A 24,828-nucleotide genomic window follows, 5' to 3' on the forward strand; every position below is an offset into this window, starting at 1 on the left:
GAGGCGGCGATTCATGAGGTCACGCCCCGATCCGGTAGAGCGAGTGGGTCCAGGAGAAGGTGCTGTTGTCCACGTACCAGGCGTGGGAGGCCCAGTTGTAGCGGTCGCTGGAGGGCCACGGGTCTCCCCAGTACACCCAGCTGTTCGCCGTGTCGTAGCCGTAGATCACGTGCATGTGGCCACCGCCGTTGGACCACTGGATACGGGTCTCGATCGGGCGGTTGGCGTTGATCTCGGTCTGGACGGTGGAGTACTGGAGCCAGCCGTTCACGTAGGAGCCGGAGTTGATGCCGGCCCAGCGCAGGCCGGTCTGCACGTTGCCGAGGGTGGCTTGGTTGTTGGGGCAGTCGTAGCCCTGCTGGCGGTTGAAGGCGGCGTTGCAGAACTGGTTCTGGCTGTAGGTGCGGCCGAACCAGGTGGCGATGGTGTTCCCGCCGGCGGCCCAGCACCAGTTGGTCTTCTGCTGGGCCTGCATGGTGATGTTCAGCCGCTTCGACGCCAGGGCCGTGCTCTCGGCGGGTGCGGCGGCTGAGGAAGAGGTGGCGGTCGTGGTGCCCGTACCGGCGGCGGCATCGGCGGCGGTGGCGGCAGCGGTGGGCAGGGCGAGGAGCAGGGCGGTGACGAAGGCGGCGAGGGTGAGCCGCCGCTTTGTGTGGCGCATCGCGTTCCTCCCAGGTGGGGAGTGGGGGTGGAGGAGCGCGTCCGGACGCTGTGGAGGAGCATCGGGGTGTTGTCGGGAACAGGTCAACACGCTTCAATACGGCGTGACATCGCGGTGTGAACGGTGGGGCCAGAGTGTGAACGTCCGCCGTCATCCCACCTGGACCCACCGGGAGCACGGGCGCCACCCGCCGGACCGCCCGCACCCCGTCGCGTGAACGTTCACAGGAGGAGCCGCCATGCGGTCGAGCGCGAACGGCACCTTCTCGGCCAGACCGCCCGCGGACGGTTTCCGTCCGGCCGGCCCCCCTTCGGACGACGCCCGCGCGCAGGCCGCCCGGGAGCTGCCGCACCTGCTGCGCGACGGCCCCTTCCCCCTCGCGCTCCGCGCCGCCCTCACCGCCCGCGGCCTGCCCTTGCACCGGGTGCAGCACCGGCTCGCCGCTCGGGGCATCAAGCTCGGGGTGACCAGCCTCAGTTACTGGCAGCAGGGCGCCCGGCGGCCGCGCCGCCCCGAGTCCCTGAAGGCCGTACGGGCCCTGGAGCAGATCCTGGAGCTGCCCGAGGGCGCCCTGCTGCGGCTGCTGGCCGCCCCGGATCCCGCCGCGCCCGGCACGGCCCGGCCGCCCGCGCGTTCGTACCGGGCGCTGTTCAGCGTGGGCGGGGCCGTGGAGGAGCTGCTGGCCGGCATGGAGCTGCCCGCCGACGGCGGCCTGCACACCGTCGGCCACCACGAGCGGGTGCGGATCGGGCCCGCCGGGGAACTGCTCGGCCGCGAATCGCAGCACGTCGTACGGGCCCACCGCGACGGGGTCGACCGGTACATCGCGGTCCACCACGGCGACCCCGGCTGCGATCCGGAGCGGATCCGGGTCCGGGCCGACGAGAACTGCCGGACCGGGCGGATCCGCCGCCACCCCGAAGCGGAACTGGTCGTCGCCGAGCTCCTCTTCGACGCCCGGCTGCGCGCCGGGGACACCTATGTCTTCGGCTACGGCTTCGAGGACGGCACCGCCGGCCGCAGCACCGAGTACGTGCGCGGCTTCAGCTACACCGGCGGGCAGTACGTGCTCCAGGTCCGCTTCGACGAGGCGGCGCTGCCGGTGCGCTGCCGCCGCTTCACGCGCAGCGGGCCGGACGCGCCGCGCGGGCGGCTCGCGGACCTGAACCCGAGCGGGCCGCACCGGGCCGTGCACCTGGTGGAGCAAGGGGTGCGGCGCGGGATCCTGGGGATCGGGTGGGACTGGGAATGAGGGAGCGGCGGTTCCCGGCGGCCGGCGGCGCCGCGGCGCCGGTCAGACGGTCGGGCCGTCGGGCCCTCGGGTGGTCGGCCGGTCGGCCGGTCGGTCGGGCCGTCGGGCGGTCAGCCCGCGACGAGCTTGCCGGCCTCGACCTTCACCGGGACCTCCGGCAGCGGGTCGGTGGCCGGGCCGCGCAGCACCTTGCCCGTGGTCACGTCGAAGCGGCTGCCGTGGCAGGGGCAGTTGCCCTCACCCTCGACGATCTTGTCCAGGACGCAGCCGGAGTGGGTGCACTGGGCGCTGAAGGCCTTGTACTGGCCCGCCTCCGCGCAGCTGACCACGAGCTTCTTCTCCCGGAACAGCTTGGCGCCGCCGACCGGGACCTCGGCCGCCGCACCCAGCTCGACGGGCTCGACGGGGACCGCCGGGGAGCCGGAGCCGCTGTTGGTCTCGGTGGAGCAGGCCGTGAGCGCAGCACCGCCGCCGACGGCTCCGACGATCGCGGCGGCGCCCTTGAGGACGGTACGGCGGGCGGCGGACTGCGAGGCGGACATGCGGTTCTCCCGGAGTGAGGATGGCGTCAGGACGGTGACGGATGCGGTGGGGCCGGAATCGGCCAGGCCCGGCGGGCCCACCCGACGATACCCGCGCCCGATGGGATACCTTCCCCCGCGTGATCGTCGTCGGTGGAGAAGCCCTGATCGACCTGGTGCCCCTCGCACAGCCGCCGGGCGCCCTGCTGCCGCGGCCGGGCGGCGGACCGTACAACACCGCCGTCGCGCTCGGCCGGCTCGGCGTGCGGACCGCCTTCTGCTCCCGGATCTCGACGGACGGCTTCGGCGCCTCGCTGCTCGAGGGGCTGCGCGCGGCCGGGGTGGACCTCTCCCTGGTGCAGCGCGGACCGGAGCCGACCACGCTGGCGGTGCCCTCGCTGGCCCCGGACGGCTCGGCGGCGTACGGCTTCTACGTCGAGGGCACGGCCGACCGGCTGTTCCGGCTGCCGCCCGCGCTCCCCGAGGGGGTACGGGCCCTCGCGCTCGGCACCTGCTCACTGGTGCTGGAGCCGGGCGCCGGCGCCTACGAGACCCTGCTGCGCCGCGAGTCCGGGCGCGGGCTGCTGACGCTGCTCGACCCCAACATCCGCCCGGCGCTGATCGCCGACCCGGCGGCCTACCGGGCCCGCTTTCTGTCCTGGCTGCCGCACGTCGGTGTGCTGAAGCTGTCGGAGGAGGACGCGGCGTGGCTGGGCGGCCGCGCCGGCGACTGGCTGGCGGCCGGGCCCTCGGCGGTGGTGCTCACCCGGGGCGCCGGCGGCCTGACGGTGTGGACGCGGGAGGGCGCGGAGCACTCGGTGCCCGCACGCCGGGTCGCGGTGGTGGACACCATCGGCGCGGGCGACACCGTGAACGCGGCCCTGCTGCACCGGCTCGCGGCCGGCGCGGGGGGCCCGGGCCCGGTGGACTGGCCCGAGGTGCTGTCCTACGCCGCCGCGGCGGCCGCGCTGACCTGCACCAGGGCGGGCGCGGAGCCTCCGTACGCCTCCGAGCTCAGCGGAGGGCGGCCCACACCGTAGCGGCCACCGCGGGGGCGAACTCCTCGACCGGCCCGACCGTGTCGGGCCCGGAGAAGTGCAGGAAGAAGGCCCGCTGGAAGCAGGCGCCGAGCAGCAGTGCGGCGGCGGCCGCCGGGTCTGCGTCGGGGCGCAGCCGGCCGCGTTCCAGCTCCCGGAAGAGGTGGCCGGTGAGGGCTTCCAGCACCACGTGCGGACCCGCGCCGATGCTCCGTACGCCCTCGCGGTGGCGGGTGAGCAGGACGGGATCGGCGAAGAGCGAGGCGGACAGGGGCATGGCCTCGGCGTAGAAGAGCGAGGCGTACCGGGCGATCTCCGTCAGCCGCTCCTCGACCGGCTGGTCCCCCGGATCGCCGGTCAGCGCCGCCATCATCGCCCCGGCGTTGGGACGGCGCTCCATCAGCACGCGGACGAACAGTTCTTCCTTGTTCGCGAAGTACTTGTAGAGCGCGGCCTCCGAGCAGCCCGCCTCCCGGGCGATGGCCTTCGTGGTGGCGTTGGCCAGACCGGTGGTGCGCATCAGGGTCTCGGCCGCATCGAGCAGGCGCTCCGGGGTGGACCGGCTTGACTTCGGGGTGAGCATTCACTCACCATAGCGGAAGCAGGGGGTGAGTAAGCACTCACCCACCGCCGCGCGCACCATGCCCCACACGCCATGCCTCACACGCCATGCGCCACACGTCATGCGTCACATGAATGCGGGAGCCAGGATGAAACTCACGGTGTTCGGAGCCACGGGCGGGGTCGGCCACGAGGTGGTCCGCCAGGCACTGGAAGCGGGCCACGAGGTGACGGCGGTCGTCCGCGACCCGGCGCGGCTGGACGTGCCGGCGCACGAACGGCTCCGGGTGGCGGTGATACGGGACCTCTCCGACGAGGGCGCGCTCGCGTCGGTGCTGGAGGGCCGGGAGGCGGTGGTCTCCGCGCTCGGCGCGGCGAACAACAAGCAGGCCAGGCTCACCCCGATCGCGGGCCCGGCCCTGCGGTCGATCGTCTCCGCCATGGACCGGGCAGGGGTGAGCCGCCTGTCGGCGGTCAGTGCCGCGCCGGTGGCCCCGGACGGACCGGAGGACGACGCCTTCACCCGGGTGGTGGTCTACCCGATCCTGCGCAGGGCCCTGCGGGACCTGTACGCGGACCTCGCGGTCATGGAATCGGCGATCGCCGCCAGCGGTACGCAGTGGACGGTGATCCGGCCGCCGAAGCTGCTGAACCGGCCGTTCACGGGGACGTACCGGCGGGCGGTCGACGCCAACGTTCCGGGCGGCAAGGTGATCGGCCGGGCGGACGTCGCCGACGCCCTCCTGACCACCCTGTCCGACCCGTCGACCGCGGGCCACGCCATCGGCATCGCCGCATAGCCCTCGGCCGGGCGTGCCGCTGCGCGGGGCAGTTCCCCCCTTCCTCCCCGACTCGGTCTGAGGGAAGAGGGGAGCCGCCCCGCCGGCGTGAGAAGGGCTACGCCTTGCGGGCCCGCGTGGCCTTCTTCGCGGCAGCAGCCGGGGCCGCCGCCTTCTTGGCGGGAGCCGACGCCTTCTTCCGCGCGACCGCCTTCTTCACCGGCCGGGCCGACTCGGAGGCCGCGTCGGAGATGCGGTCCGCGCCCAGGATGTCCCGCAGGAACTTGCCCGTGTGGCTCGCGCCCACCGAGGCGACCTGCTCCGGCGTGCCCTCGGCGACGACCAGGCCGCCTCCGTACCCACCCTCGGGCCCCATGTCCACGACCCAGTCGGCGGTCTTGACGACATCGAGGTTGTGCTCGATGACGATCACCGTGTTGCCCTTGTCGACCAGCCCCGACAGCACCTTGATCAGCTTCGAGATGTCCTCGAAGTGCAGACCCGTCGTCGGCTCGTCCAGGACGTACACCGTCCGCCCCGTCGACCGCTTCTGGAGCTCCGAGGCCAGCTTCACGCGCTGCGCCTCGCCGCCCGAGAGCGTCGGCGCGGACTGACCGAGGCGGACGTACCCGAGCCCGACCTCGTTCAGCGTCTTGAGGTGCCGCGAGATCGTCGGGACCGCCTCGAAGAAGCCCGCGGCCTCCTCGATCGGCATGTTCAGGACCTCGGCGATGGACTTGCCCTTGTAGTGGACCTCCAGCGTCTCCCGGTTGTACCGGTCGCCGTGGCAGACCTCGCACGGGACGTACACGTCCGGCAGGAAGTTCATCTCGATCTTGATCGTGCCGTCGCCGGAGCAGTTCTCGCACCGGCCGCCCTTCACGTTGAAGGAGAAGCGGCCCGGCAGATAGCCGCGCACCTTCGCCTCCATCGTCTCCGCGAAGAGCTTGCGGACGTGGTCGAAGACACCGGTGTACGTGGCCGGATTGGACCGGGGGGTCCGGCCGATCGGCGACTGGTCCACGTGCACGACCTTGTCGACGAGGTCGTCGCCGTCCACCCGGGTGTGCCGCCCGGGCACCGAACGCGCGCCGTTGAGCTCACGGGCGAGGTGCGTGTAGAGGATGTCGTTGACCAGCGTCGACTTGCCGGAGCCCGATACGCCCGTCACCGCCGTGAGCACGCCCAGCGGGAAGGACACGTCGATGTCCCGCAGGTTGTTCTCCTTGGCGCCGTGGACCGTCAGCTTGCGCGAGGGGTCCACGGGGCGGCGTACGTCCGGGAGCGGGATGGACCGCTTGCCGGACAGGTACTGACCGGTGATCGACTCGGGGTTCTTCAGCAAGTCCTTCAGCGAGCCGCTGTGCACGACCTTGCCGCCGTGCTCACCGGCGCCCGGGCCGATGTCCACGACCCAGTCGGCCACCTTGATGGTGTCCTCGTCGTGCTCGACGACGATCAGGGTGTTGCCCATGTCCCGCAGCCGGACGAGGGTCTCGATCAGCCGGTGGTTGTCGCGCTGGTGCAGACCGATGGAGGGCTCGTCCAGGACGTACAGCACGCCGACCAGGCCGGAGCCGATCTGCGTGGCGAGGCGGATGCGCTGGGCCTCGCCGCCCGAGAGGGTGCCGGCGGCGCGGTTGAGCGAGAGGTAGTCCAGGCCGACGTCGACGAGGAAGCGGAGTCGCTCGTTGACCTCCTTGAGGACCCGCTCGGCGATCTTCTTGTCGCGGGCGTCGAGCTTGAGGCGCCCGAGGAAGTCCGCGCACTCGCTGATCGACATCGCGGCGACGTCCGCGATCGAGCGGTCCATCACCGTCACCGCGAGCACGATCGGCTTGAGCCGGGTGCCCTGGCAGGTGGGACAGGGCACCTCGCGCATGTAGCCCTCGAAGCGCTCGCGGCTCGCGTCGCTCTCGGACTCCGAGTGGCGCCGCTTCACGAACGGCACCGCGCCCTCGAAGGCCGTGGTGTAGGCGCGCTCGCGCCCGTACCGGTTGCGGTAGCGGACCTCGATCTGCGTCTTGTGGCCGTACAGCAGGGCCTTCTTCGCCCGCAGCGGCAGCCCCGCCCAGGCGATGTCGGTGCGGAAGCCGAGCTCCGTGGCGAGCGCGCCGACCAGTCGCTGGAAGTAGTCCTTGGTGTGGCCGAGCGACCACGGCGAGACCGCTCCCTCGTCGAGGGACTTGTCCTCGTCCGGGACGATCAGCTCCGGGTCCACCTCCATGCGCGTACCGATGCCGGTGCACTCGGGGCAGGCGCCGAAGGGCGAGTTGAAGGAGAAGGAACGCGGCTCCAGCTCCTCGAAGGAGAGATCGTCGTACGGGCAGTAGAGGTGCTCGGAGTACATCCGCTCACGCTCCGGGTCGTCCTCCGCGAGGTCGACGAAGTCCAGGATCACCATGCCGCCCGACAGCCCGAGGGCGGTCTCCACGGAGTCCGTCAGCCGGCGCTTGGCGCTGTCCTTGACGGTGAGGCGGTCGATGACCACCTCGATGGTGTGCTTCTCCTGCTTCTTCAGCGTGGGCGGCTCGGAGAGCTGGATCGTCTCCCCGTCCACCCGGGCCCGGCTGTAGCCCTTGGTCTGGAGGTCGGCGAAGAGGTCGACGAACTCGCCCTTGCGCTCGCGCACCAGCGGCGAGAGCACCTGGAAGCGGCTGCCCTCGGGCAGCGCGAGCACCTTGTCGACGATCGCCTGCGGCGACTGCCGCGAGATCGGCCGGCTGCACTCGGGGCAGTGGGGCTTGCCGATGCGCGCGAAGAGCAGGCGGAGGTAGTCGTAGACCTCGGTGATGGTGCCGACGGTGGAGCGGGGGTTGCGCGAGGTGGACTTCTGGTCGATGGAGACGGCCGGGGAGAGGCCCTCGATGAAGTCGACGTCGGGCTTGTCCATCTGCCCGAGGAACTGGCGAGCGTACGAGGACAGCGACTCGACGTAGCGGCGCTGGCCCTCGGCGAAGATCGTGTCGAAGGCCAGGGAGGACTTGCCCGACCCGGAGAGTCCGGTGAAGACGATGAGCGAGTCGCGCGGCAGGTCAAGAGAGACGTTCTTGAGGTTGTGCTCGCGAGCGCCACGAACGATGAGACGGTCGGTCACGCCGGTCCGCACCTTTCTTGAGAGAGCGGGGGCACTGGCCCCCGTCCCAGGGTATTGGGGGGCGCCTCTGCGGTGGAGTGGGAGACTGGACTCCGAGCGTATAGCACGTGCATTCGATTTTCGGCACTCCGTAGCCCGCTTCACCCGATCGTGTGGCGAGGACCCCTCAACCACTAGGCTCGGCCGCATGATTGATCATGCGCACGACCTGCGATCCGTTCATGAGGCCACCGATCGGCTGCTGACCGCGGTCGCGAAGCTGGACAACGCGAAGCTGGCCGAAGAGTCACTGCTCCCCGGCTGGACCCGCGGCCACGTCCTGGCGCACCTCGCCCGGAACGCGGACGCCCTGGTCGAGGTTTTCGAGGGCCGCCCGATGTACGAGAGCGCCAGCTCCCGGGAGTCCGACATCGAGCGCGATGCGGGGCGTCCCCTGCTGCAACAGCTCGAGGACGTCCGGAATTCCGCGGACCGCTGGCAGGCCGTCGCCGAGCGCCCGCAGGACTGGACCCGCACCGTGGAACTACGCAACGGGGTCACCGACTCGGCGGCCCGGGTGCCCTTCCGGCGCCTGATCGAGGTCGAGCTGCACCACGTCGACCTGAACATCGGCTACGAGCTCTCCGACCTGCCCGAGGAGTTCACCGGCCGGGAGATCGAGTTCCTGGCCGAGCGCTGGTCGGGACGCCCGGACGTGCCGTCCACCGCCCTGTCCGCCACCGACGGGCGCCACTGGCGGACCGGCTCCGCGGGCGACCCGGCCGTCACCGTCACCGGCACCGCCGCCGCGCTCCTGGGCTGGCTGGCCGGCCGCGCGGACAAGGGAGCCTCCCTGACCACCGAGGGCGGACCCCTGCCGGCCCTCCCTCCGCTCTAGGATCGGTCCATGACGTACAGCGGAGCGGTCAAGGTCGGCGGTCCGGCCGACGTGCACGAACTCTCGGACCTGATGATTTCCAAAGTCGCGGTGGGCGGCATGAACAACAACGCCTACCTGCTGCGCTGCCGGGCCACCGACGAGCAGCTGCTGATCGACGCGGCCGCGGAGCCGGAGACCCTGCTGAGCCTGATCGGCGACGGCGGCATCGCCTCCGTGGTCACCACCCACCGGCACGGCGACCACTGGGGCGCGCTGGCGGACGTGGTCGCGGCGACCGGCGCGCGGACGTACGCGGGCGCCCACGACGCGGAGGGCATCCCGGTCAGCACCGACGTGCTCGTCGCGGACGGGGACACGATCACGGTCGGACGGGTCACGCTGACCGCCCGCCACCTGGTCGGCCACACCCCCGGCTCGATCGCGCTGGTCTACGACGACCCGCACGGCCACGCGCACGTGTTCACCGGCGACTGCCTCTTCCCGGGCGGCGTCGGCAACACCTCGGGCGACCGGAAGGCCTTCACCAGCCTGCTCGACGACGTGGAGAACAAGCTGTTCGGCGAGCTGTCGGACGAGACCTGGGTCTACCCCGGCCACGGCAACGACACCACGCTCGGCGCCGAGCGCCCCCACCTGGCCGAATGGCGCGAGCGCGGCTGGTAGCGGGCACCGAGGGAGGGCGCCGGCCCGTCAACCTCACGCCGGACCGCACTCCCTTCCGGTCATTGATGGCCGAACGCACGTCCTGAGGGGGCGGGGCGGGGTAATTGCTGCACCATGCAACAGGATCCCTCCCCCGCTCCCCTCCCCCAGGCCAAGGCCGTCCCGGCCACCGCCGAGCCGTCCTCACCCTCCCCCTCCCCCTCGATGCTCCGGCTCGCCGCGGCCTCCCTCGTCGGCACCGCCATCGAGTTCTACGACTTCTTCGTCTACGGCACCGCCGCCGCCCTGGTGCTCGGCCCGCTCTTCTTCCCCTCCTTCTCCCCGCTCGCCGGGACCCTCGCCGCCTTCGGCACCTTCGGCGTCGGCTTCCTCGCCCGGCCCCTCGGCGCCGCCGTCTTCGGCCACATCGGCGACCGGTACGGCCGCCGCCCGGTGCTCCTCGCCTCCCTGCTGCTCACCGGCCTGGCCACGGTGGCGGTGGGCTGCGTGCCCTCGTACGCCTCCATCGGGATGGCCGCGCCGATCCTGCTGGTCCTGCTGCGCTTCCTCCAGGGCCTCGGCCTCGGCGGGGAGTGGGGCGGCGCGGTGCTGCTGACCTCGGAGCATGCCCCCGAGGGGCGGCGCGGGCTCTGGTCGAGCTTCCCGCAGATGGGTCCGGCGGTGGGGTTCCTGCTGGCCAACGGCCTGATGCTGACCCTGTCGAGCACGCTGTCCGACGGGCAGTTCGCCGCCTGGGGCTGGCGGGTGCCGTTCTGGGTGGCGGGACTGCTGGCCCTGACCGGGCTGTGGCTGCGCCGCTCGGTGGAGGAGACCCCGCAGTTCCGCGCGCTGGCCGAGACCGGCCACCGGGCCGAAGCCCCCCTGGCCGAGGTCCTACGGGGCCACTGGCGCCTGCTCCTGCTGACCGGCGGGGCACTGGCCGTGGGCTACGCCGTCTTCTACGCGGTCACCACCTGGTCCCTCGCGTACGCCACCGAGCACCTCGGCGTGCACCGCTCCGTGATGCTGGCCTGCATCATGGTGGCCGTCGCCCTCAAGGGAGCGGCCACCCCGGTGATCGCGGTGCTCGGCGACCGCTACGGCCGGCGCCCGCTGTGCCTGGCGGGCTGCACGGCCTCCGCGCTGTGGATGTTCCCGTTCGTGGCGCTGCTGCGCACGGCGGAGCCGCTGCTGATGACCGTGGGCCTGTTCGGAGCCCTGCTCGGCATGGTGACGATGTTCGCGGTGGTGGGCGCGTACCTGCCCGAGCTGTACGCCCCGCGGATCCGCTGCACGGGCGCGGCCGTGGGCTACAACCTCGGCGGGGTGCTGGGCGGTGCGCTCACCCCGATCGTGGCGACGGCACTGGCGGACGGCTCCGGCCCGCCGTGGGCCGTGGCCGTGTACCTGACGGCGATCGCCCTGGTCTCGCTGGCCTGCTTCGCGCTGCTGCCGGAGACCAACCCGGTGGTCGTCCGGCAGCGGACGGGCGCCGAGTCGGAGAAGGGGGCGGCCCAAGCGGCCGCCCCCGTGTAGCCGCTCAGCCGCTCTTGTCCTCGGTCGGCTTGTGTCCCGGGTACAGGTGGCCGGGGGTCACGATGCCGGTGACGGCCTCGCCGAAGAGGGTGCTGGGCTCCTGGCCCTTGTACAGGTCGTCGGTGGTCAGCACGATGACCATGGTGGCCTGCTCCTCCGGCAGGTAGACGGTCAGCGTCTCGTACCCGGGGAGCGAGCCGTTGTGGCCGATCCAGCCCTGGACGTTGAAGATGCCGAGCCCGTAACCCGCGCCGGGGATGATGCCGATGGGCTGGGTCTTCAGCCGCTCGGCCTGGGTCGCGGGGGTCAGCAGGGTGCCGGTGGCGAGGGTCTTCGCCCAGCTGCGCAGGTCCTCCAGGTCGGAGACCATCGCTCCGGCGGCCCAGGCCCAGGACGGGTCGAAGTCGGTCGCGTCCACGATCTTCCCGCCGGGCAGGTCGTTGGTGTAACCGTGTGCGTGCGGCTCGGGGAACTCCTTGCCGACGGGGAAGAGCGTGCGGCTGCTCAGCCCGGCGGGCTTCACCACGTCCTGCCCGATGACCTCCTGGATCGGCCGGCCGGTGATCTTCTCCACGAGCAGGCCGAGCAGGATCAGGTTGGTGTTGGAGTACTCGAACTTCGCGCCCGGCTCGAAGTTCACCGGGTGTTTGAAGGAGATGTCGAGCAGCTGCTGCGGCGTGAAGGTGGAGGTGCCGTTGAGCTCCTTGTCGAAGCCGGGGTCCTCGCTGTAGTTGAAGAGCCCGCTGCGCATGCCCGCCAGCTCGCGCAGGGTGATGCGGTCCCCGTTCGGGACGCCGCTGATGTACTTGCCGATCGGGTCGTCCAGCGAGAGCTTGCCCTGGTCGACGAGCTGGAGGAGGGCGGTGACCGTGAACGTCTTGGTCTCGCTGCCGATCCGTACCCCGAGATCGGGCTTCATGGGCGCGCCGGTCGCTTTGTCGGCCACGCCGAAGGACTTCACGTAGCTGCCCTTGCCGGGTGCCCACAGGCCCACGGTCACGCCCGGCACCTTCGCCAGGTCCATCACCTCGCGCACGGCCGCGTCCAGTCGGGCGGCGACGGCCGGCGTGAGCTGCGGGAACTCCGTGTCGCCGTCCGGTGAGGGAGCTGCGGACACGGAAGGCGCCGGGACGGTCGCCCCGTACGCGGAGCCCGCGACGGCCGGGGTGATGAGCAGGCCGGCGGCGGCAACCGCCACACAGGCCCTGCGCATCCTGATGCGGGTCGGCCTCATGGGTCGGCCTCCTGTCGTACGACGACGAGGGCAACGTCCCACCAGCCTAGGTCCGCACCACCCCGGTCGCGCGGCGACCGGGGTGGCACCGGATCAGGCGTCGATGTGCTCCGGGCCGGCGGCGGCCTCGGCGGCCTCGGCCTCGGCTTCGGCCTCGGACTGCTTCTTCGAGGCGATCAGGCTGGTGATCGTGGTGATCACCAGGACACCGCAGATGACGCCCAGGGAGACCGGGATGGAGATCTGCGGGACGTGCAGGCCCGACTCGTGCAGGGCGTGCAGCACGAGCTTGATGCCGATGAAGCCGAGGATGACGGAGAGGCCGTAGCTGAGGTGGACCAGTTTCTTGAGCAGGCCGCCGATGAGGAAGTACAGCTGGCGCAGACCCATCAGCGCGAAGGCGTTGGCCGTGAAGACGATGTACGGGTCCTGGGTGAGGCCGAAGATCGCCGGGATCGAGTCCAGGGCGAACAGCACGTCGGTGGTGCCGATGGCGAGCATGACGACCATCAGCGGGGTCAGGACGCGCTTGCCGTTGCTCTGGATGAAGAGCTTGGTGCCGTGGTAGCGGTCGGCGACGCCGAACTTCTTCTCGATGGACTTGAGGAGGCGGTTCTCCTCGAACTCCTCTTCCTCCTCGTCCTTGCGGGCTTCCTGGATCAGCTTCCACGCGGTGTAGATGAGGAACGCGCCGAAGATGTAGAAGACCCACGAGAAGTTGGTGATGATCGCGGCGCCCGCGGCGATGAAGATGGCGCGCAGGACCAGGGCGATCAGCACGCCGATCAGCAGCACGCGCTGCTGGAGCTGCGAGGGGACCGCGAACTTCGCCATGATCAGGACGAAGACGAAGAGGTTGTCCACGCTCAGGGACTTCTCGGTGATGAAACCGGCGAAGAACTCCTGCGAGGCCTGGCCGTGCCCGAACACCAGCAGGCCGAGGCCGAAGAGCACCGCGAGGACGATCCAGACGACCGTCCAGATGCCCGCTTCCTTCATGGAAACGTCGTGCGGCTTGCGGCCGATGAAGAAATCGGCGCCGATGAGGATGCTCAGACCGAGAATGGTCAGCACCCATAGGAGCAACGAAACGTCCACTATTTACACGCCTCCGGCAGATGGCTCAGAACTTTGTCAGCGTCATCGCTGCCGGAGGTCTCTTCCACCCGGACGGCCAGGAGGCCACGGGCCGGCGCCCCGGGACCGATTGCAGTCCGTATTGACGGGCACGCCGTAGCAGGAAAGCAGGAATACTCCCCTCCGCACTCACCAGGGTACCCGCCGTGGACACCGAAGGTAAAGGGGACCCCAAGAACTGGTCAGCGGCCGGTCATCAGGGCCGGGCGGCGGACCGCCCGGCCGCCGCTACCGCGCGCCGCCCCGGGCGGCCGCGACCCGCTGCAGTGCCTGGTCGAGGACGCGGCTGCCCTGCGGGGGCAGATCCGGCTCGAAGGTCCAGGCGTGGTGGACCCAGGGGTCGGCGAGGTGGTTGTCCGGTACGGGCGACAGCCGCATCAGCGAGCGCCACAGCGGGTCCAGCAGCGGCCCGTAGGCCGAGGCCTCGTCACGGTCCGCGACCATCAGGAGGTGCACGCCGACCGCCGGGCCCTCGTCGGCGAGATAGCGCAAACGGGTGACGGCGCGGTCGTCGAAGCCGTGCGGGAAGTCGTGCACGATCAGCAGTTGGTCGGAGGTGTCCACATCGGGCGGCAGGTCCTCCGGAGCCCCGGCCCGCACCGCCATCTGTACGAGGTCCACCCGGCGGGTCAGCCGCTCCAGGGTCTCGGTGACCCCCGCGGCCCCGGCGGCGGGCGGCCCGGCAAGGACTCCGGCGCGCACCAGCGGGGCCAGCGAGGCGGCTCCGGCGCCGGCCGCGTCGATGACGTGGACGGCGAACCGGTCGGCGGGGTGCGCGGCCAGCATCCGCGCCGCGTGCGCGACGGCCATGTCCATGGCGGCCCGGCGCAGCCGGTCGGTGTCCATCGCCATGGCAGCCTCGGAGCCGGTGCGGCCGTTGTCGATCCACAGGCCGCGTTCCAGCGGGACCCGGGCCAGCATGGGGATGCGCAGGTCGGGCCGCTCGGGCAGGTGGAGGTCGCCCAGGCGCAGGGCGAGGGGGGCTTCGGCGGGTACGGAGTGCGCCTGCCAGACCGGGTTGTCCCAGCGCGCGTACGCCGCGGGCAGCGCGGGCTCGACCACCTCGGACTCGGCGGTGAGCTGGACCAGGTCCCGGTCGAGGACTTCCTGCGCCCGCGCGACCAGTTCCTCGCGGCGGGCCCGGGCGGTGTCCCGGGCGGCGTTCGCGGAGCCGCCGAGCCGGTGACGGGGGTCGGACAGCGCCTCGTCGAGTTCGCGGTCCATCCGGGAGTCGGCGAACTCGACGGCGCCGCGGTAGGCGGCGACGGCGCGGGCCAGGTCCTCGAACATGCCCCAGACCTGGTTGTAGAGCCGCTCCTCCATGGACCAGCCGCTCGCGTCCCCGGCGACGGGGCGGGGCGCCTCGCCCGGCCGCGGCGGCGCGGCGCGGCGCGGCCCGGGCTCGGGCGACTCGGTGCTGGTGCGGCGGCGCGGGTGGGCGTAGCTGATGGTGGGCGGGCCGCCCGCGGTGTCCGGGCCCGGCTGCGGGGGCATCGGCGGGGGTGCGGGGGCGGCCGGAACGTCCTGTGGCGCCGGGGCCGGCGTCTGGGCCGTGGCCGGGGCCCGGAGCCCGCGCGGAACGGTCGGGGCCGGCCCGCCGGGCATGACGGCCAGGGTGATGTCCCCGGCCGGAGCCGTGCCCAGGGCGGCGGCGGCCAGTTCGGCCGCGGCCGGCGCGGGCAGCCCGGCGTCGGTCAGGAGCGCACCGAGGCCGGCGGCGTACCCCTGGCCGACAGCGCGCACCTTCCAGGCGCCCTGGCGCCGGTACAGCTCCAGGGCCACGACCGCGGTCTCCGACTCCAGTCCGGTCAGCGTGTACCCGGCGAGCTCCACGCCCTCCGGGTCGGCCACGGACACGTAGGAGGCGGGGACCGCCCCGAACTGCACCGGCCCGCCGGGCGGCAGGGCCAGGACGAAGCCGACCCGGTGGACGGCCGGTGCGACCGCGTCGAGGTCGACCACTATGCGGTGCTGCCCGGAGGCCTCCCCGGGCACTTCCAGCCCGGGGAGGGTGCGGGCGCCCGGGTGGGCGACCGCACCGGGGCCGGCGAGCCGGCCCGTGTCGTCACCGAGCTGGGCCAGGGCGAGCACGGGTGTGCCCGCCGAGACCCTGACCTCCACCCGGCTCCGGGACAAGGGGTGGTTCTGCCCCCGGACCAGTTCGGCCGTCATCGTGCAGCCCCTCCCCCGTACCCGTTCTTCCGCCGGGCCCTCGATCGTGCCCGGTCCTGCTGTGCCGTGCTGTTCCACCGGCCGGGCTCTTCTACCGGCCGGTCTTCTTCTACCGGCCGGGCTCTTCTACCGTCCTTACAGGTGCGGCAGGATCGCCGGCATCAGGTCCTGGAAGGTACGGCCGTTGGCCGGGTTCCCGAGGGCCGTCATCTGCCAGCCGGCGCCGACGCGCGACACCTTCGCCATGATCTGAGCGGTGTACTGGCCGCCACCGTCCAGCGTGTAGCGGGCCAGCTCCTGGCCGTTGGTCTCGTCGACGATGCGGCAGAAGGCGTTCTCCACCTCCTGGAACGTCTGGCCGGTGAAGGAGTTCACCGTGAAGACGATCTGGTCGATGTGCACCGGCACGCGCTGCAGGTCGACGAGGATCGACTCGTCGTCCCCGCCCTGGCCGACGCCGCCGACGAGGTTGTCACCGGTGTGCTTGACCGAGCCGTCGTCGCTCTGCAGGTGCCGGAAGAAGACGACGTCCACGGGCTGCTTGTCGGCGAAGAGCACCGCCGAGGCGTCGAGGTCGATCTCCCGGGTCCGCGAGCCGAACAGCCCCCGGCGCTTGGCCGCCTGCCATCCGAGGCCCATCCGGACCGCGGTCAGCGTGCCTCCGTCCGCCTTCTGCAGATTGATGGCCTGACCCTTGGTCATGTTGACCGTCACGCGCTGTCCCCTCTCCATAGCCCTCCCCCGATGGGGGTGCGCAGCGTGTACCTGCGGCTGGTGCCAACCCTACTGACCGCCTCCGGGTCAGGCGAGGCCCGCTTCCTTCATCTGTCGCAGCTCCTTCTTCAGCTCGCCGACCTCGTCCCGGATCCGGGCGGCGACCTCGAACTGCAGCTCCGCGGCCGCGCCCCGCATCCGTTCGGTCATCTGCTCGATGAGTGCGGCCAGTTCGGCGGCGGGACGGTCGGTCGCGACCACGGGACCCTTCGCCCCCTTGACCCCCTTGGCGCCGGCCTTGCCGCCCGACGCGGCCTGCGAGGCCTTGCCGCCCAGCGCCGGGACGGGCGCCTTGAGGGCCTTGCCGTCCTTCGTCTGCCGGTAGCCGGTACCGAGGAGCTCCTCGGTGTCGAGCTCCTCGCGGGCGATCGTGGCCACGATGTCGTTGATCTTCTTGCGCAGCGGCTGCGGGTCGATCCCGTGGGCCGTGTTGTAGGCGACCTGCTTCTCGCGGCGCCGGTTCGTCTCGTCGATCGCCTGGGCCATCGCCGGGGTGATGCTGTCCGCGTACATGTGGACCTGGCCGGAGACGTTGCGCGCCGCGCGGCCGATGGTCTGGATCAGCGAGGTCCCCGACCGCAGGAAGCCCTGCTTGTCGGCGTCGAGGATGGCCACCAGCGACACCTCGGGCAGGTCGAGGCCTTCGCGGAGCAGGTTGATGCCGACCAGGACGTCGTACTCGCCGGCCCGCAGCTCGCGCAGCAGCTCGATGCGGCGCAGGGTGTCCACGTCGCTGTGCAGGTAGCGGACCTGGATGCCGAGCTCCAGGAAGTAGTCGGTGAGGTCCTCGGCCATCTTCTTGGTGAGGGTGGTGACCAGGACCCGCTCGTCCTTCTCCACCCGCCGGCGGATCTCGTGCACCAGGTCGTCGATCTGGCCCTCGGTGGGCTTGACCACGACCTCCGGGTCGATGAGTCCGGTCGGGCGGATGATCTGCTCGACGAAGCCGTCGCCGCGCGAGAGCTCGTACTTCCCCGGAGTGGCCGACAGGTAGACGGTCTGGCCGATCCGCTCCTGGAACTCCTCCCACTTCAGCGGCCGGTTGTCGAGGGCCGAGGGGAGGCGGAAACCGTGGTCGACGAGGGTCCGCTTGCGGGAGGCGTCACCCTCGTACATCGCGCCGATCTGGGGCACGGTCACGTGCGACTCGTCGATGACGAGGAGGAAGTCCTCGGGGAAGTAGTCGATGAGGGTGTTCGGCGCGGAGCCGCGCTCGCGGTCGTCCATGTGCAGCGAGTAGTTCTCGATGCCGGAGCAGGAACCGATCTGGCGCATCATCTCCAGGTCGTAGGTGGTGCGCATGCGCAGGCGCTGCGCCTCCAGCATCTTGCCCTGCTTCTCCAGCTCGGCGAGGCGCTCGGCGAGCTCGGCCTCGATGCCGCGGACCGCCTTCTCCATGCGCTCGGGGCCGGCGACGTAGTGGCTGGCGGGGAAGACGTAGAGCTCGCGGTCCTCGCTGATCACCTCGCCGGTCAGCGGGTGCAGGGTGGACAGGGCCTCGATCTCGTCGCCGAACATCTCGATGCGGACGGCCAGTTCCTCGTAGACCGGGAAGATCTCGATGGTGTCGCCGCGCACCCGGAAGGTGCCGCGGGTGAAGGCCACGTCGTTGCGCGTGTACTGGATGTCGACGAAGCGGCGCAGGAGCTGGTCCCGGTCCGTCTCCTCGCCGACCTTGAGCGGGACCATCCGGTCCACGTACTCCTGCGGGGTGCCGAGGCCGTAGATGCAGGACACGGAGGCGACGACGATGACGTCGCGCCGGGTGAGGAGGGAATTGGTCGCGGAGTGGCGCAGCCGCTCCACCTCCTCGTTGATCGAGGAGTCCTTCTCGATGTAGGTGTCCGACTGCGGTACGTACGCCTCGGGCTGGTAGTAGTCGTAGTACGAGACGAAGTACTCGACCGCGTTGTTCGGCAGGAGCTCGCGGAACTCGTTCGCCAGCTGGGCGGCGAGCGTCTTGTTCGGCGCCATCACCAGGGTGGGCCGCTGGAGCTTCTCGATCATCCAGGCGGTCGTCGCCGACTTGCCGGTTCCGGTCGCGCCGAGCAGTACGACGTCCTTCTCACCTGCACGGATGCGCTTCTCCAGCTCGGCGATGGCCGCCGGCTGGTCGCCGCTGGGCGTGTAGGAGCTGACGACCTCGAAAGGCGCCACCGTGCGTTCGATCTTCGATACGGGCCGCATGGGTCAACCGTACGACCCCCCACTGACACTCGGTGCCCGCCCGCCCCGTGCGGAGCCGTGCGGGCCTGGTCCGTTTGTCGTAGTTCGGTGGCGGCTCGGTGATCGTCAACCCCATGATCGCCGTACGCGGCTCTCCCTGAAAGTGCGTCGGAAACGCACCGCCGCCCGTGCGTCGCCGCAACGAATGCCGCTCCGCGCCCGTTTGACGGCAGGAGCAGGGCCCCCGACCCGAGGAGAACGCGCATGTACGTCCGATCCGCCGCCGCGGCCACCGCCGCCTTTCTGGGACTCACCCTGACCATCTGCGGTGCGGGCTCCGCCTCGGCCGCGCCCGGTCCGGACTGGCTGTCCAACCCGATCGTGTACGCCCACCGGGGGGCTTCGGCGTACGCCCCGGAGAACACCCTGGAGGCGATCGACCTCGCCATGGAGATGGGCTTCGACTGGGTGGAGAACGACGTCCAGCGCACCAAGGACGGGGAGCTCGTGGTCATCCACGACGAGACCCTGGCCCGGACGACCGACGTCGAGCAGGTGTTCCCCGACCGCAAGCCCTGGCGGGTGAGGGACTTCACCGCGGCGGAGATCGCCCGGCTGGACGCGGGGAGCTGGTTCGGGCAGGAGTTCGCGGGCGCCCGCGTACCGACCCTGCGGGCCTACATGAACCGGGTCCAGCGCAACCAGCAGCGGCTCCTGCTGGAGATCAAGAAGCCGGAGCTCTACCCGGGGATCGAGCGGCAGACCCTGGACCTGCTGGGCGAGACCGGCTGGCTCGAGGAGAACCGCGTGGCCCGCCGGCTGGTGGTCCAGAGCTTCAGCGCCGCCTCGGTCCGCACCGTGCACGAGCTGCGCCCCGACCTGATCACGGCCTTCCTCGGCACCCCGGCCCTCGCCGACCTGCCGCGGTACGCCGAGTTCACCGACCGGATCAACCCCTGGCACACCACCATCAACAGCGACTGGGTCGCCGCGGTGCACGGACTGGTCGGCGCCCACGGCAAGGCGCTGGAAGTGGACACCTGGATCGTGGACGACGCCGCGACCGCCCGGAAGGTCCAGGACATGGGCGTGGACGGGATCATCACCGACAACCCCGACGTCGTACGGGAAGCGGTCGGCGGCTACTGACGGGCGGGGCACTGTCAGTGGGGGGCCGTACCGTGAAGAGGTGGATACTCCTGAGCCCCGCGGGCCGCACCTCGAATGGACCGTCGTCGACAGCGGCGGCACCGGCATCGGGCCGCTGCTCCTCGCCGCCACCCCCGAGGGCCTGGTCAAGGTCGAGTTCCATGCCGGACCTGACCGGGCCGAGAAGATGATCGCCGTGCTGATCTCCCGTCTCGGCGCCGACGCCCGGCGCCCGCCGCCGGGCGAGGAAGTCCTGCTGGCCGAGCCGATACGCCAGCTGAACGCCTACTTCGCCGGGACCCTGCGCCGCTTCGAGCTGCCGCTGGACTGGCGGCTCAGCTCCGGCTTCAACCGACAGGTCCTGCTGGAGCTGGACCGCACCGTTCCCTACGGGGCGGTCGTGGGGTACGGCGAACTGGCCGCCCGCGCCGGGGCCCCCGGCGCGGCCCAGGCCGTCGGGAACGCCATGGGCTCGAACCCGCTGCCGCTGGTGGTGGCCTGCCACCGGGTCGTGGAGAACGACGGGGGCATCGGCGGCTTCGGCGGCGGCGTGGAGACCAAGCGCCGCCTCCTGGCCCTGGAAGGGGTACTCCCCCAGCCGCTGTTCTGAGGCGGCGGGCCGTGCTCCCGATGCTCCCCGCACTCCCGGAAACCCTGTTCCCCCCGCTTGGCGAGGGGTGCGAAACTGCGGCGGTGACCACACCTTGCGCCGCGCCGGCAGCCCCCTCGCATCCGTGTCGGAGGTGGACCGCGTGAGCACCGCACCCGGCACCGCCCGGCCCTCCGTCCCGGTCACCATCGCCGACCTGCCCAGGCTGCGGCGCCGCACCTCCGGGGTACTGATCGCCGGACAGGTGCTGGGCGGGATCGGCGTGCCCATCAGCATCGCCCTGGCCCCGGTCCTGGCCACCGAGGTCAGCGGCACCGAGTCGCTCTCCGGTTTCGCCTCGACCGCCTCCGTGATCGGCACCGCGGCCGTCTCCCTGCCGCTCGCCGCGCTGATGACCGCGCGCGGCCGCCGGCCCGGCCTGGTCCTGGCCTACGTGATCGGCGCGGCCGGGGCCGCGCTCGTCGTGCTCGCCGCCTCGATCAAGAGCTTCCCCCTGCTGATGCTCGGCATGGCCGCCTTCGGAGCCGCCTCCTCCGCCAACCTCCAGGCCCGCTTCGCCGCCGCCGACCTCGCCGAGCCCGACCACCGGGCACGGGCGATCTCCGTCGTCGTCTGGGCCTCCACCATCGGCGCCGTGCTCGGCCCCAACCTCTCCGCCCCGGCCAGCCGCAGCTTCGCCGGCACCTCCATACCCCCGACGGCGGGGCCCTTCATCTGGGCCGGCGCCGTCTTCCTGCTCACCGCCACGCTGATCGGCGTACTCCTGCGCCCGGACCCGCTGCTGACGGCCCGCGCGCTCGCCCCGGCCGAGGACCAGACCCGCGCCGGGCGTTCGCTGCGCGCCGGGTTCGCGGCGGTCAAGGCCTCACCCCGGGCCCGGCTGGCGCTGCTCACCATCGCGGTGTCACACACCACCATGGTCTCGATCATGGTGATGACCCCGGTCGACCTCGGGCACCACGGAGCCGGGCTCCAGCTCATCGGGCTGGTCATCAGCGGGCACATCGCGGGCATGTTCGGCTTCTCGCCGGTGATGGGCTGGCTCGCGGACCGGATCGGCCGGCTGTCCGTGATCGGGCTCGCGGCCGGACTGCTGTCCATCGCCGCGCTGCTCGCCGGCACGGCCGACGGGAACCACACCCAGAGCGGCGTCGGCCTCTTCCTGCTCGGCCTGGGCTGGTCCGCCGGCATGGTGTCCGGCTCGGCGCTGCTGACCGACTCGGTGCCGCAGCCCGCGCGGGCCGCCGTGCAGGGGCTGGGCGACCTCACCATGAACACGGCCGCCGGGGTCGGCGGCGCCGCCGCCGGACTGGTCATGTCCCAGGCGGGCTACGGCTGGCTCAACGCGGCGGCCGCCGCCCTGCTGCTGCCCATGGCGGCGCTCGCGCTGTTCACCTCGCGCCGCCGTCCGGTGAAGGCCCCGGACACCGGGACCGGGACCGGGGCCGAGACCAGTACCGGTCAGTAGCTGATGTGGTAGGCCTTGCGGAGGGTCTCGTGGACGGTCCAGGTGGTCTTGTCGCCCTCGCGCAGGACACACGCGGAGCCGGGACCGACCTCCAGGGTCTCGCCGCCCTCCACCTCGACGGTGGCGCGGCCGCTGACCACCACGAACAGCTCGTTCGCCTCGGTGTCGGTGACGACGCCCGGGGTGATCTGCCAGATCCCGCGCACCTGGGAACCGTCCGGCGCCTCCCACAGCACCTTGCCCGTCACGACGGGGTTCCCGGAGACGATCTGAGCGGGGTCGAGCTCGTCCACCTCCAGCTCGGAGTCGGGGAAGTCCGGGACGGAGACGGCGAAAGAAGCGGGGGCGGGGGCGGGGGCATCGCGGTGATCACTTGTGCTCATGGTCCGGGAGCCTAATCGGGGCGCCCGGCGCGTCGGGGTGACCAGAGCGTCCAGCGCGCGCCCGCCCCACCCGTCACCCTGTCGCCCTTTTCGACGCGCCGCTCACCTTTTCGACGCGCCGCTCACCTTTTCGACGCGCCGCTCACCTTTTCGACGCGCCGCTCGCGCGGTGCGGCCCTGGCGGGCCTCCTCGGCTTCGCGCCGCTGCGCCGGACTCCGTCCGGCGGTGACCGGGCGGGGTGCTCGCCACCGCCGTCCCGGCGCGGGGCCCGGTGGGCGGGTGCGGGTGGCTGGGCCCTGCGGGGCTGGGTCCCCTACCCGCCCTTCCACCGTTCCCCGGGCGCTGCCCGGACCCGCGCCTCAAACGCCGGCGGGGCTGGGTGTGCCCCCGGGCCGGCCCGGGCGCGGTCCTCACACGTCGGACGGGCTGGAAATGCCGCGGCGCGGGGTCCGGGGCGGGAGCCCCAGGAGCTCCGGCGCAGCCCGGGGATCGCTCCGCGCCCGCTGCGAACCGCCTCCCGGCGGCGTCGACCGAATCCAGCCCCGCCGGCGTCTGAGGCGCGGGGTCCGGGGCGGAGCCCCGGGCCTTTCGGGTCCGGGCCGGCCCGGGGAACGGTGGAAGGGTGGGTAGGGGACCCAGCCCCGCAGGGCCAGCCCCCGCGCACCCGCCTCATGGACGGCACGGGCGGCACGTGCGACGGAGCCGGGGCTCCGGTCAGTGCCGGTGACCCGGTGGCCGAGGGCGGCCAGCCCCAGGGCCCGCCACCGGGGCGGGTTCGCGCCGGTGCGGTGTCCGGGCGTTTGAGGGGCCGGATCGCGTGCCAGGGATGGGGACATGTCACAGCACACAGCATCTGAGCACACGGCATCGTCCTCGGTCGGGACGGCCTCGGCCTCGGCCTCGGTCCCGGTCCCGGTCCCGGTCCCGGTCCTGTCGGAGGAGGTGCGCGAGGCGCTGGACCGCCGGCAGCCCGTCGTGGCGCTGGAGTCCACGATCCTCGCCCACGGCCTGCCCCGCCCCCGCAATCTGGCGGTGGGCCTGGAACTGGAGGAGCTGGTCCGGGCGGAGGGAGCCGTTCCGGCGACGATCGCGGTGGTCGACGGGGTCGCGTACGCCGGGCTGGACAAGGCCCGGCTGGAGCGCATCGCGGGCGGCGAGGGCGTGCGCAAGCTCGGCCACCGGGATCTGGCCCCCGCCCTCGCGACGGGGGCGACGGGCGCGACGACGGTCTCGGCCACGGCCTTCCTCGCCGCGCGGGCGGGGCTGCGGGTCTTCGCCACCGGCGGGCTGGGCGGCGTACACCGGGACTGGACGCGGTCGCAGGACGAGTCGGCGGACCTCGCGCTGTTGGCGCGGACCCGGATCACCGTGGTGTGCGCGGGGGTGAAGTCGATCCTGGACGTGCCCGCGACGCTCCAGCGGCTGGAGACGCTGGGGGTGGCGGTCCTCGGCTACGGGACGGATCGTTTCCCCGGGTTCTACCTGGCCGATTCCGGCGAGCCTGTCGACTGGACCGTGCACCGCCCCGAGGAGGTGGCGGCCGTGATGGCCGCTCAGGACCTCCTCGGCGGCGCGGAGTCTGCGCTCCTCGTCGCCCATCCCGTGGACCGGGAGCGGCAGCTCGATCCGGAACTGCACGACCGGGTCCTGGCCGAGGCGCTGTCGGAGTGCCGGGAGCGGGGCATCACGGGGCAGGCGGTGACACCGTTCCTGCTCGGGTTCCTGGTGCGCGCGACGGGCGGCGCCTCCCTGGAGGCCAACCTCGCGGCGGTACGGGGCAACGTGCGCCTCGGGGCCCGGATCGCGCGGGCCTGGGCGGCCCGGCCGTGACCGCGGCGCCGGCCGCTCCCGCCGGGCCGGGGGCGCTGCTGGTCGTCGGGGACGTGGTGACGGACGTCGTGGCGGTGCATGCGGAGCCACTGGCTCCGGGTACCGACACCCCGGCCCGGATCCGGACCCTGCCGGGCGGTGCCGGGGCCAACGCCGCCTGCTGGGCCGCCCACGCGGGCGCCCCCGAGGTGCGCCTCCTCGCGCGGGTCGGCGCCGACTCGGCCGGGTGGCACGAGCGGGCGCTGCTCGACGCGGGGGTGCGGCCCAGGCTGGTGGTCGATCCCGCCGAGCCGACCGGGACGGTGGTGGCGCTGGTCGGCGAGGACGCGGAGCGGACCTTCCTGACCGACAGCGGGGCCTCGCTGCGCCTCTCCCCCGCCGACTGGGAGCCCGGACTGCTGGACGGGGTCGCCCATCTCCACCTGTCGGGTTACCTGTTCTTCGCCGACGCGAGCCGGGAGCTGGCCCTGGTCGCGCTCCGGGCCGCCCGCACCCGGAACGTACCGGTGAGCGTGGACCCGGCCTCGGCCGGGTTCCTGGCCGCGCTGGGTCCGGAGCGCTTCCTGGCCGCCGCGGCGGGGGCCGGCGTACTGCTGCCGAACTCGGACGAGGCGCTGCTGCTCGCGGGGTCGCACGGGCCGGCCGGGGCCGCCGCGGTCGCGCGGGCCGCGGCGGAGCTGAGCCGGCGGGTGCCGTTGGTGGTGGTCACCCGGGGCGGGGCCGGAGCGCTCATCGCCGAGGACGGCCGGGTGACGGCCGAGGTCGCGGCGGAGAGCGCCGAGGCGGTGGATTCCACGGGCGCCGGGGACGCCTTCACGGGCGCCTTCCTCGCGGCCCGGCTGGCGGGAGCGGGCTCGGCGTGGGCCGCCGGGGCCGGCTGCCGGGCGGCCGCGCTCGCGGTGACCCGGCTGGGCGGGCGGCCGTAGGGAGAGGGGAGA

21 protein-coding genes are annotated in these 24,828 nt (G+C 72.4%); 11 read left to right on the forward strand and 10 right to left on the reverse strand.

The genetic code is table 11. The features are described 5' to 3' along the window. Positions 1-19: 19 nt before the first annotated feature. A complete protein-coding gene (locus OG247_RS11505) occupies positions 20-661 on the reverse strand; it encodes a papain-like cysteine protease family protein (protein ID WP_327252140.1) in 642 nt (213 codons plus the stop codon). 238 nt (positions 662-899) lie between these two features. Between OG247_RS11505 and OG247_RS11510 the strand changes: the two genes are divergently transcribed. Further along, positions 900-1,913 (forward strand): hypothetical protein, encoded by a 1,014-nt coding sequence (locus OG247_RS11510; RefSeq protein ID WP_327252141.1) that lies wholly within the window; start codon positions 900-902, stop codon positions 1,911-1,913. A 110-nt stretch (positions 1,914-2,023) separates the two neighbouring features. Here OG247_RS11510 and OG247_RS11515 read toward each other — a convergent pair whose 3' ends face one another. Continuing rightward, the gene (locus OG247_RS11515; protein WP_327252142.1) at positions 2,024-2,455 is read right to left on the reverse strand and encodes a Rieske (2Fe-2S) protein; all 432 of its coding nucleotides are present in this window, start codon (positions 2,453-2,455) and stop codon (positions 2,024-2,026) included. Between the two features lie 119 nt (positions 2,456-2,574). On the opposite strand from OG247_RS11515, the gene OG247_RS11520 reads away from it, so the two are divergent. Further along, positions 2,575-3,474, forward strand: a complete 900-nt coding sequence (locus OG247_RS11520; RefSeq protein WP_327252143.1) for a carbohydrate kinase family protein — start codon at positions 2,575-2,577, stop codon at positions 3,472-3,474. Here OG247_RS11520 and OG247_RS11525 read toward each other — a convergent pair. Continuing rightward, positions 3,449-4,054: a TetR/AcrR family transcriptional regulator gene (locus tag OG247_RS11525; protein WP_327252144.1), complete on the reverse strand. Its 606-nt coding sequence runs from the start codon at positions 4,052-4,054 to the stop codon at positions 3,449-3,451. The genes OG247_RS11520 and OG247_RS11525 overlap by 26 nt on opposite strands. 127 nt (positions 4,055-4,181) lie before the next feature. Here OG247_RS11525 and OG247_RS11530 point away from each other — a divergent pair, with 127 nt between their 5' ends. Then, a complete protein-coding gene (locus OG247_RS11530) occupies positions 4,182-4,832 on the forward strand; it encodes an NAD(P)-dependent oxidoreductase (RefSeq protein WP_327252145.1) in 651 nt (216 codons plus the stop codon). A gap of 97 nt (positions 4,833-4,929) precedes the next feature. On the opposite strand, the gene uvrA is transcribed toward OG247_RS11530, so the two are convergent. Further along, positions 4,930-7,920 (reverse strand): excinuclease ABC subunit UvrA, encoded by a 2,991-nt coding sequence (gene uvrA, locus OG247_RS11535; RefSeq protein WP_442813257.1) that lies wholly within the window; start codon positions 7,918-7,920, stop codon positions 4,930-4,932. 175 nt (positions 7,921-8,095) lie between these two features. Between uvrA and OG247_RS11540 the strand changes: the two genes are divergently transcribed. From OG247_RS11540 to OG247_RS11550, 3 genes are all read left to right on the forward strand, one after another. Beyond that, the gene (locus OG247_RS11540; protein ID WP_327252147.1) at positions 8,096-8,785 is read left to right on the forward strand and encodes a maleylpyruvate isomerase family mycothiol-dependent enzyme; all 690 of its coding nucleotides are present in this window, start codon (positions 8,096-8,098) and stop codon (positions 8,783-8,785) included. Between the two features lie 9 nt (positions 8,786-8,794). Continuing rightward, entirely contained in the window at positions 8,795-9,451 is a 657-nt protein-coding gene (locus OG247_RS11545; RefSeq protein WP_327252148.1) for an MBL fold metallo-hydrolase, read from the forward strand. Between the two features lie 204 nt (positions 9,452-9,655). Continuing rightward, positions 9,656-10,966: an MFS transporter gene (locus OG247_RS11550; protein ID WP_327257430.1), complete on the forward strand. Its 1,311-nt coding sequence runs from the start codon at positions 9,656-9,658 to the stop codon at positions 10,964-10,966. A 4-nt stretch (positions 10,967-10,970) separates the two neighbouring features. Here the strand turns inward: OG247_RS11550 and OG247_RS11555 are convergent, their stop codons facing one another. The 5 genes from OG247_RS11555 to uvrB all read right to left on the reverse strand — a co-directional run bounded on the left by OG247_RS11555 (position 10,971) and on the right by uvrB (position 18,470). Then, positions 10,971-12,200 carry a serine hydrolase domain-containing protein gene (locus OG247_RS11555; protein WP_327252149.1) on the reverse strand — a complete coding sequence of 410 codons (1,230 nt, stop codon included), beginning with the start codon at positions 12,198-12,200 and terminating at the stop codon, positions 10,971-10,973. Between the two features lie 93 nt (positions 12,201-12,293). Continuing rightward, positions 12,294-13,298 (reverse strand): TerC family protein, encoded by a 1,005-nt coding sequence (locus OG247_RS11560; protein ID WP_327252150.1) that lies wholly within the window; start codon positions 13,296-13,298, stop codon positions 12,294-12,296. Between the two features lie 267 nt (positions 13,299-13,565). After that, positions 13,566-15,509: a TerD family protein gene (locus OG247_RS11565; RefSeq protein ID WP_327252151.1), complete on the reverse strand. Its 1,944-nt coding sequence runs from the start codon at positions 15,507-15,509 to the stop codon at positions 13,566-13,568. A gap of 135 nt (positions 15,510-15,644) precedes the next feature. Then, positions 15,645-16,223, reverse strand: coding sequence for a TerD family protein (locus OG247_RS11570; protein ID WP_267821693.1), 579 nt, complete (start codon positions 16,221-16,223; stop codon positions 15,645-15,647). 87 nt (positions 16,224-16,310) lie between these two features. Next, a complete protein-coding gene (gene uvrB / locus OG247_RS11575) occupies positions 16,311-18,470 on the reverse strand; it encodes an excinuclease ABC subunit UvrB (RefSeq protein ID WP_327252152.1) in 2,160 nt (719 codons plus the stop codon). A gap of 243 nt (positions 18,471-18,713) precedes the next feature. Here uvrB and OG247_RS11580 point away from each other — a divergent pair, with 243 nt between their 5' ends. The 3 genes from OG247_RS11580 to OG247_RS11590 all read left to right on the forward strand — a co-directional run bounded on the left by OG247_RS11580 (position 18,714) and on the right by OG247_RS11590 (position 21,676). Further along, positions 18,714-19,598 carry a glycerophosphodiester phosphodiesterase gene (locus OG247_RS11580; RefSeq protein ID WP_327252153.1) on the forward strand — a complete coding sequence of 295 codons (885 nt, stop codon included), beginning with the start codon at positions 18,714-18,716 and terminating at the stop codon, positions 19,596-19,598. 40 nt (positions 19,599-19,638) lie between these two features. Beyond that, positions 19,639-20,208, forward strand: a complete 570-nt coding sequence (locus OG247_RS11585) for a methylated-DNA--[protein]-cysteine S-methyltransferase (RefSeq protein ID WP_327252154.1) — start codon at positions 19,639-19,641, stop codon at positions 20,206-20,208. Positions 20,209-20,350: 142 nt separating this feature from the next. Next, entirely contained in the window at positions 20,351-21,676 is a 1,326-nt protein-coding gene (locus tag OG247_RS11590) for an MFS transporter (RefSeq protein WP_327252155.1), read from the forward strand. On the opposite strand, the gene OG247_RS11595 is transcribed toward OG247_RS11590, so the two are convergent. Next, the gene (locus tag OG247_RS11595; RefSeq protein ID WP_327252156.1) at positions 21,670-22,059 is read right to left on the reverse strand and encodes a cupin domain-containing protein; all 390 of its coding nucleotides are present in this window, start codon (positions 22,057-22,059) and stop codon (positions 21,670-21,672) included. The two genes, OG247_RS11590 and OG247_RS11595, sit on opposite strands and share 7 nt — an antisense overlap. An 835-nt stretch (positions 22,060-22,894) precedes the next feature. Between OG247_RS11595 and OG247_RS11600 the strand changes: the two genes are divergently transcribed. Next, positions 22,895-23,890 carry a pseudouridine-5'-phosphate glycosidase gene (locus OG247_RS11600; protein WP_327252157.1) on the forward strand — a complete coding sequence of 332 codons (996 nt, stop codon included), beginning with the start codon at positions 22,895-22,897 and terminating at the stop codon, positions 23,888-23,890. Continuing rightward, entirely contained in the window at positions 23,887-24,816 is a 930-nt protein-coding gene (locus OG247_RS11605) for a carbohydrate kinase family protein (protein ID WP_327252158.1), read from the forward strand. Before OG247_RS11600 ends, OG247_RS11605 begins: the two co-directional genes overlap by 4 nt. Positions 24,817-24,828: the final 12 nt, after the last annotated feature.

The organism is Streptomyces sp. NBC_01244, assembly GCF_035987325.1.
In the GTDB taxonomy this organism is placed as follows: Bacteria; Actinomycetota; Actinomycetes; order Streptomycetales; family Streptomycetaceae; genus Streptomyces.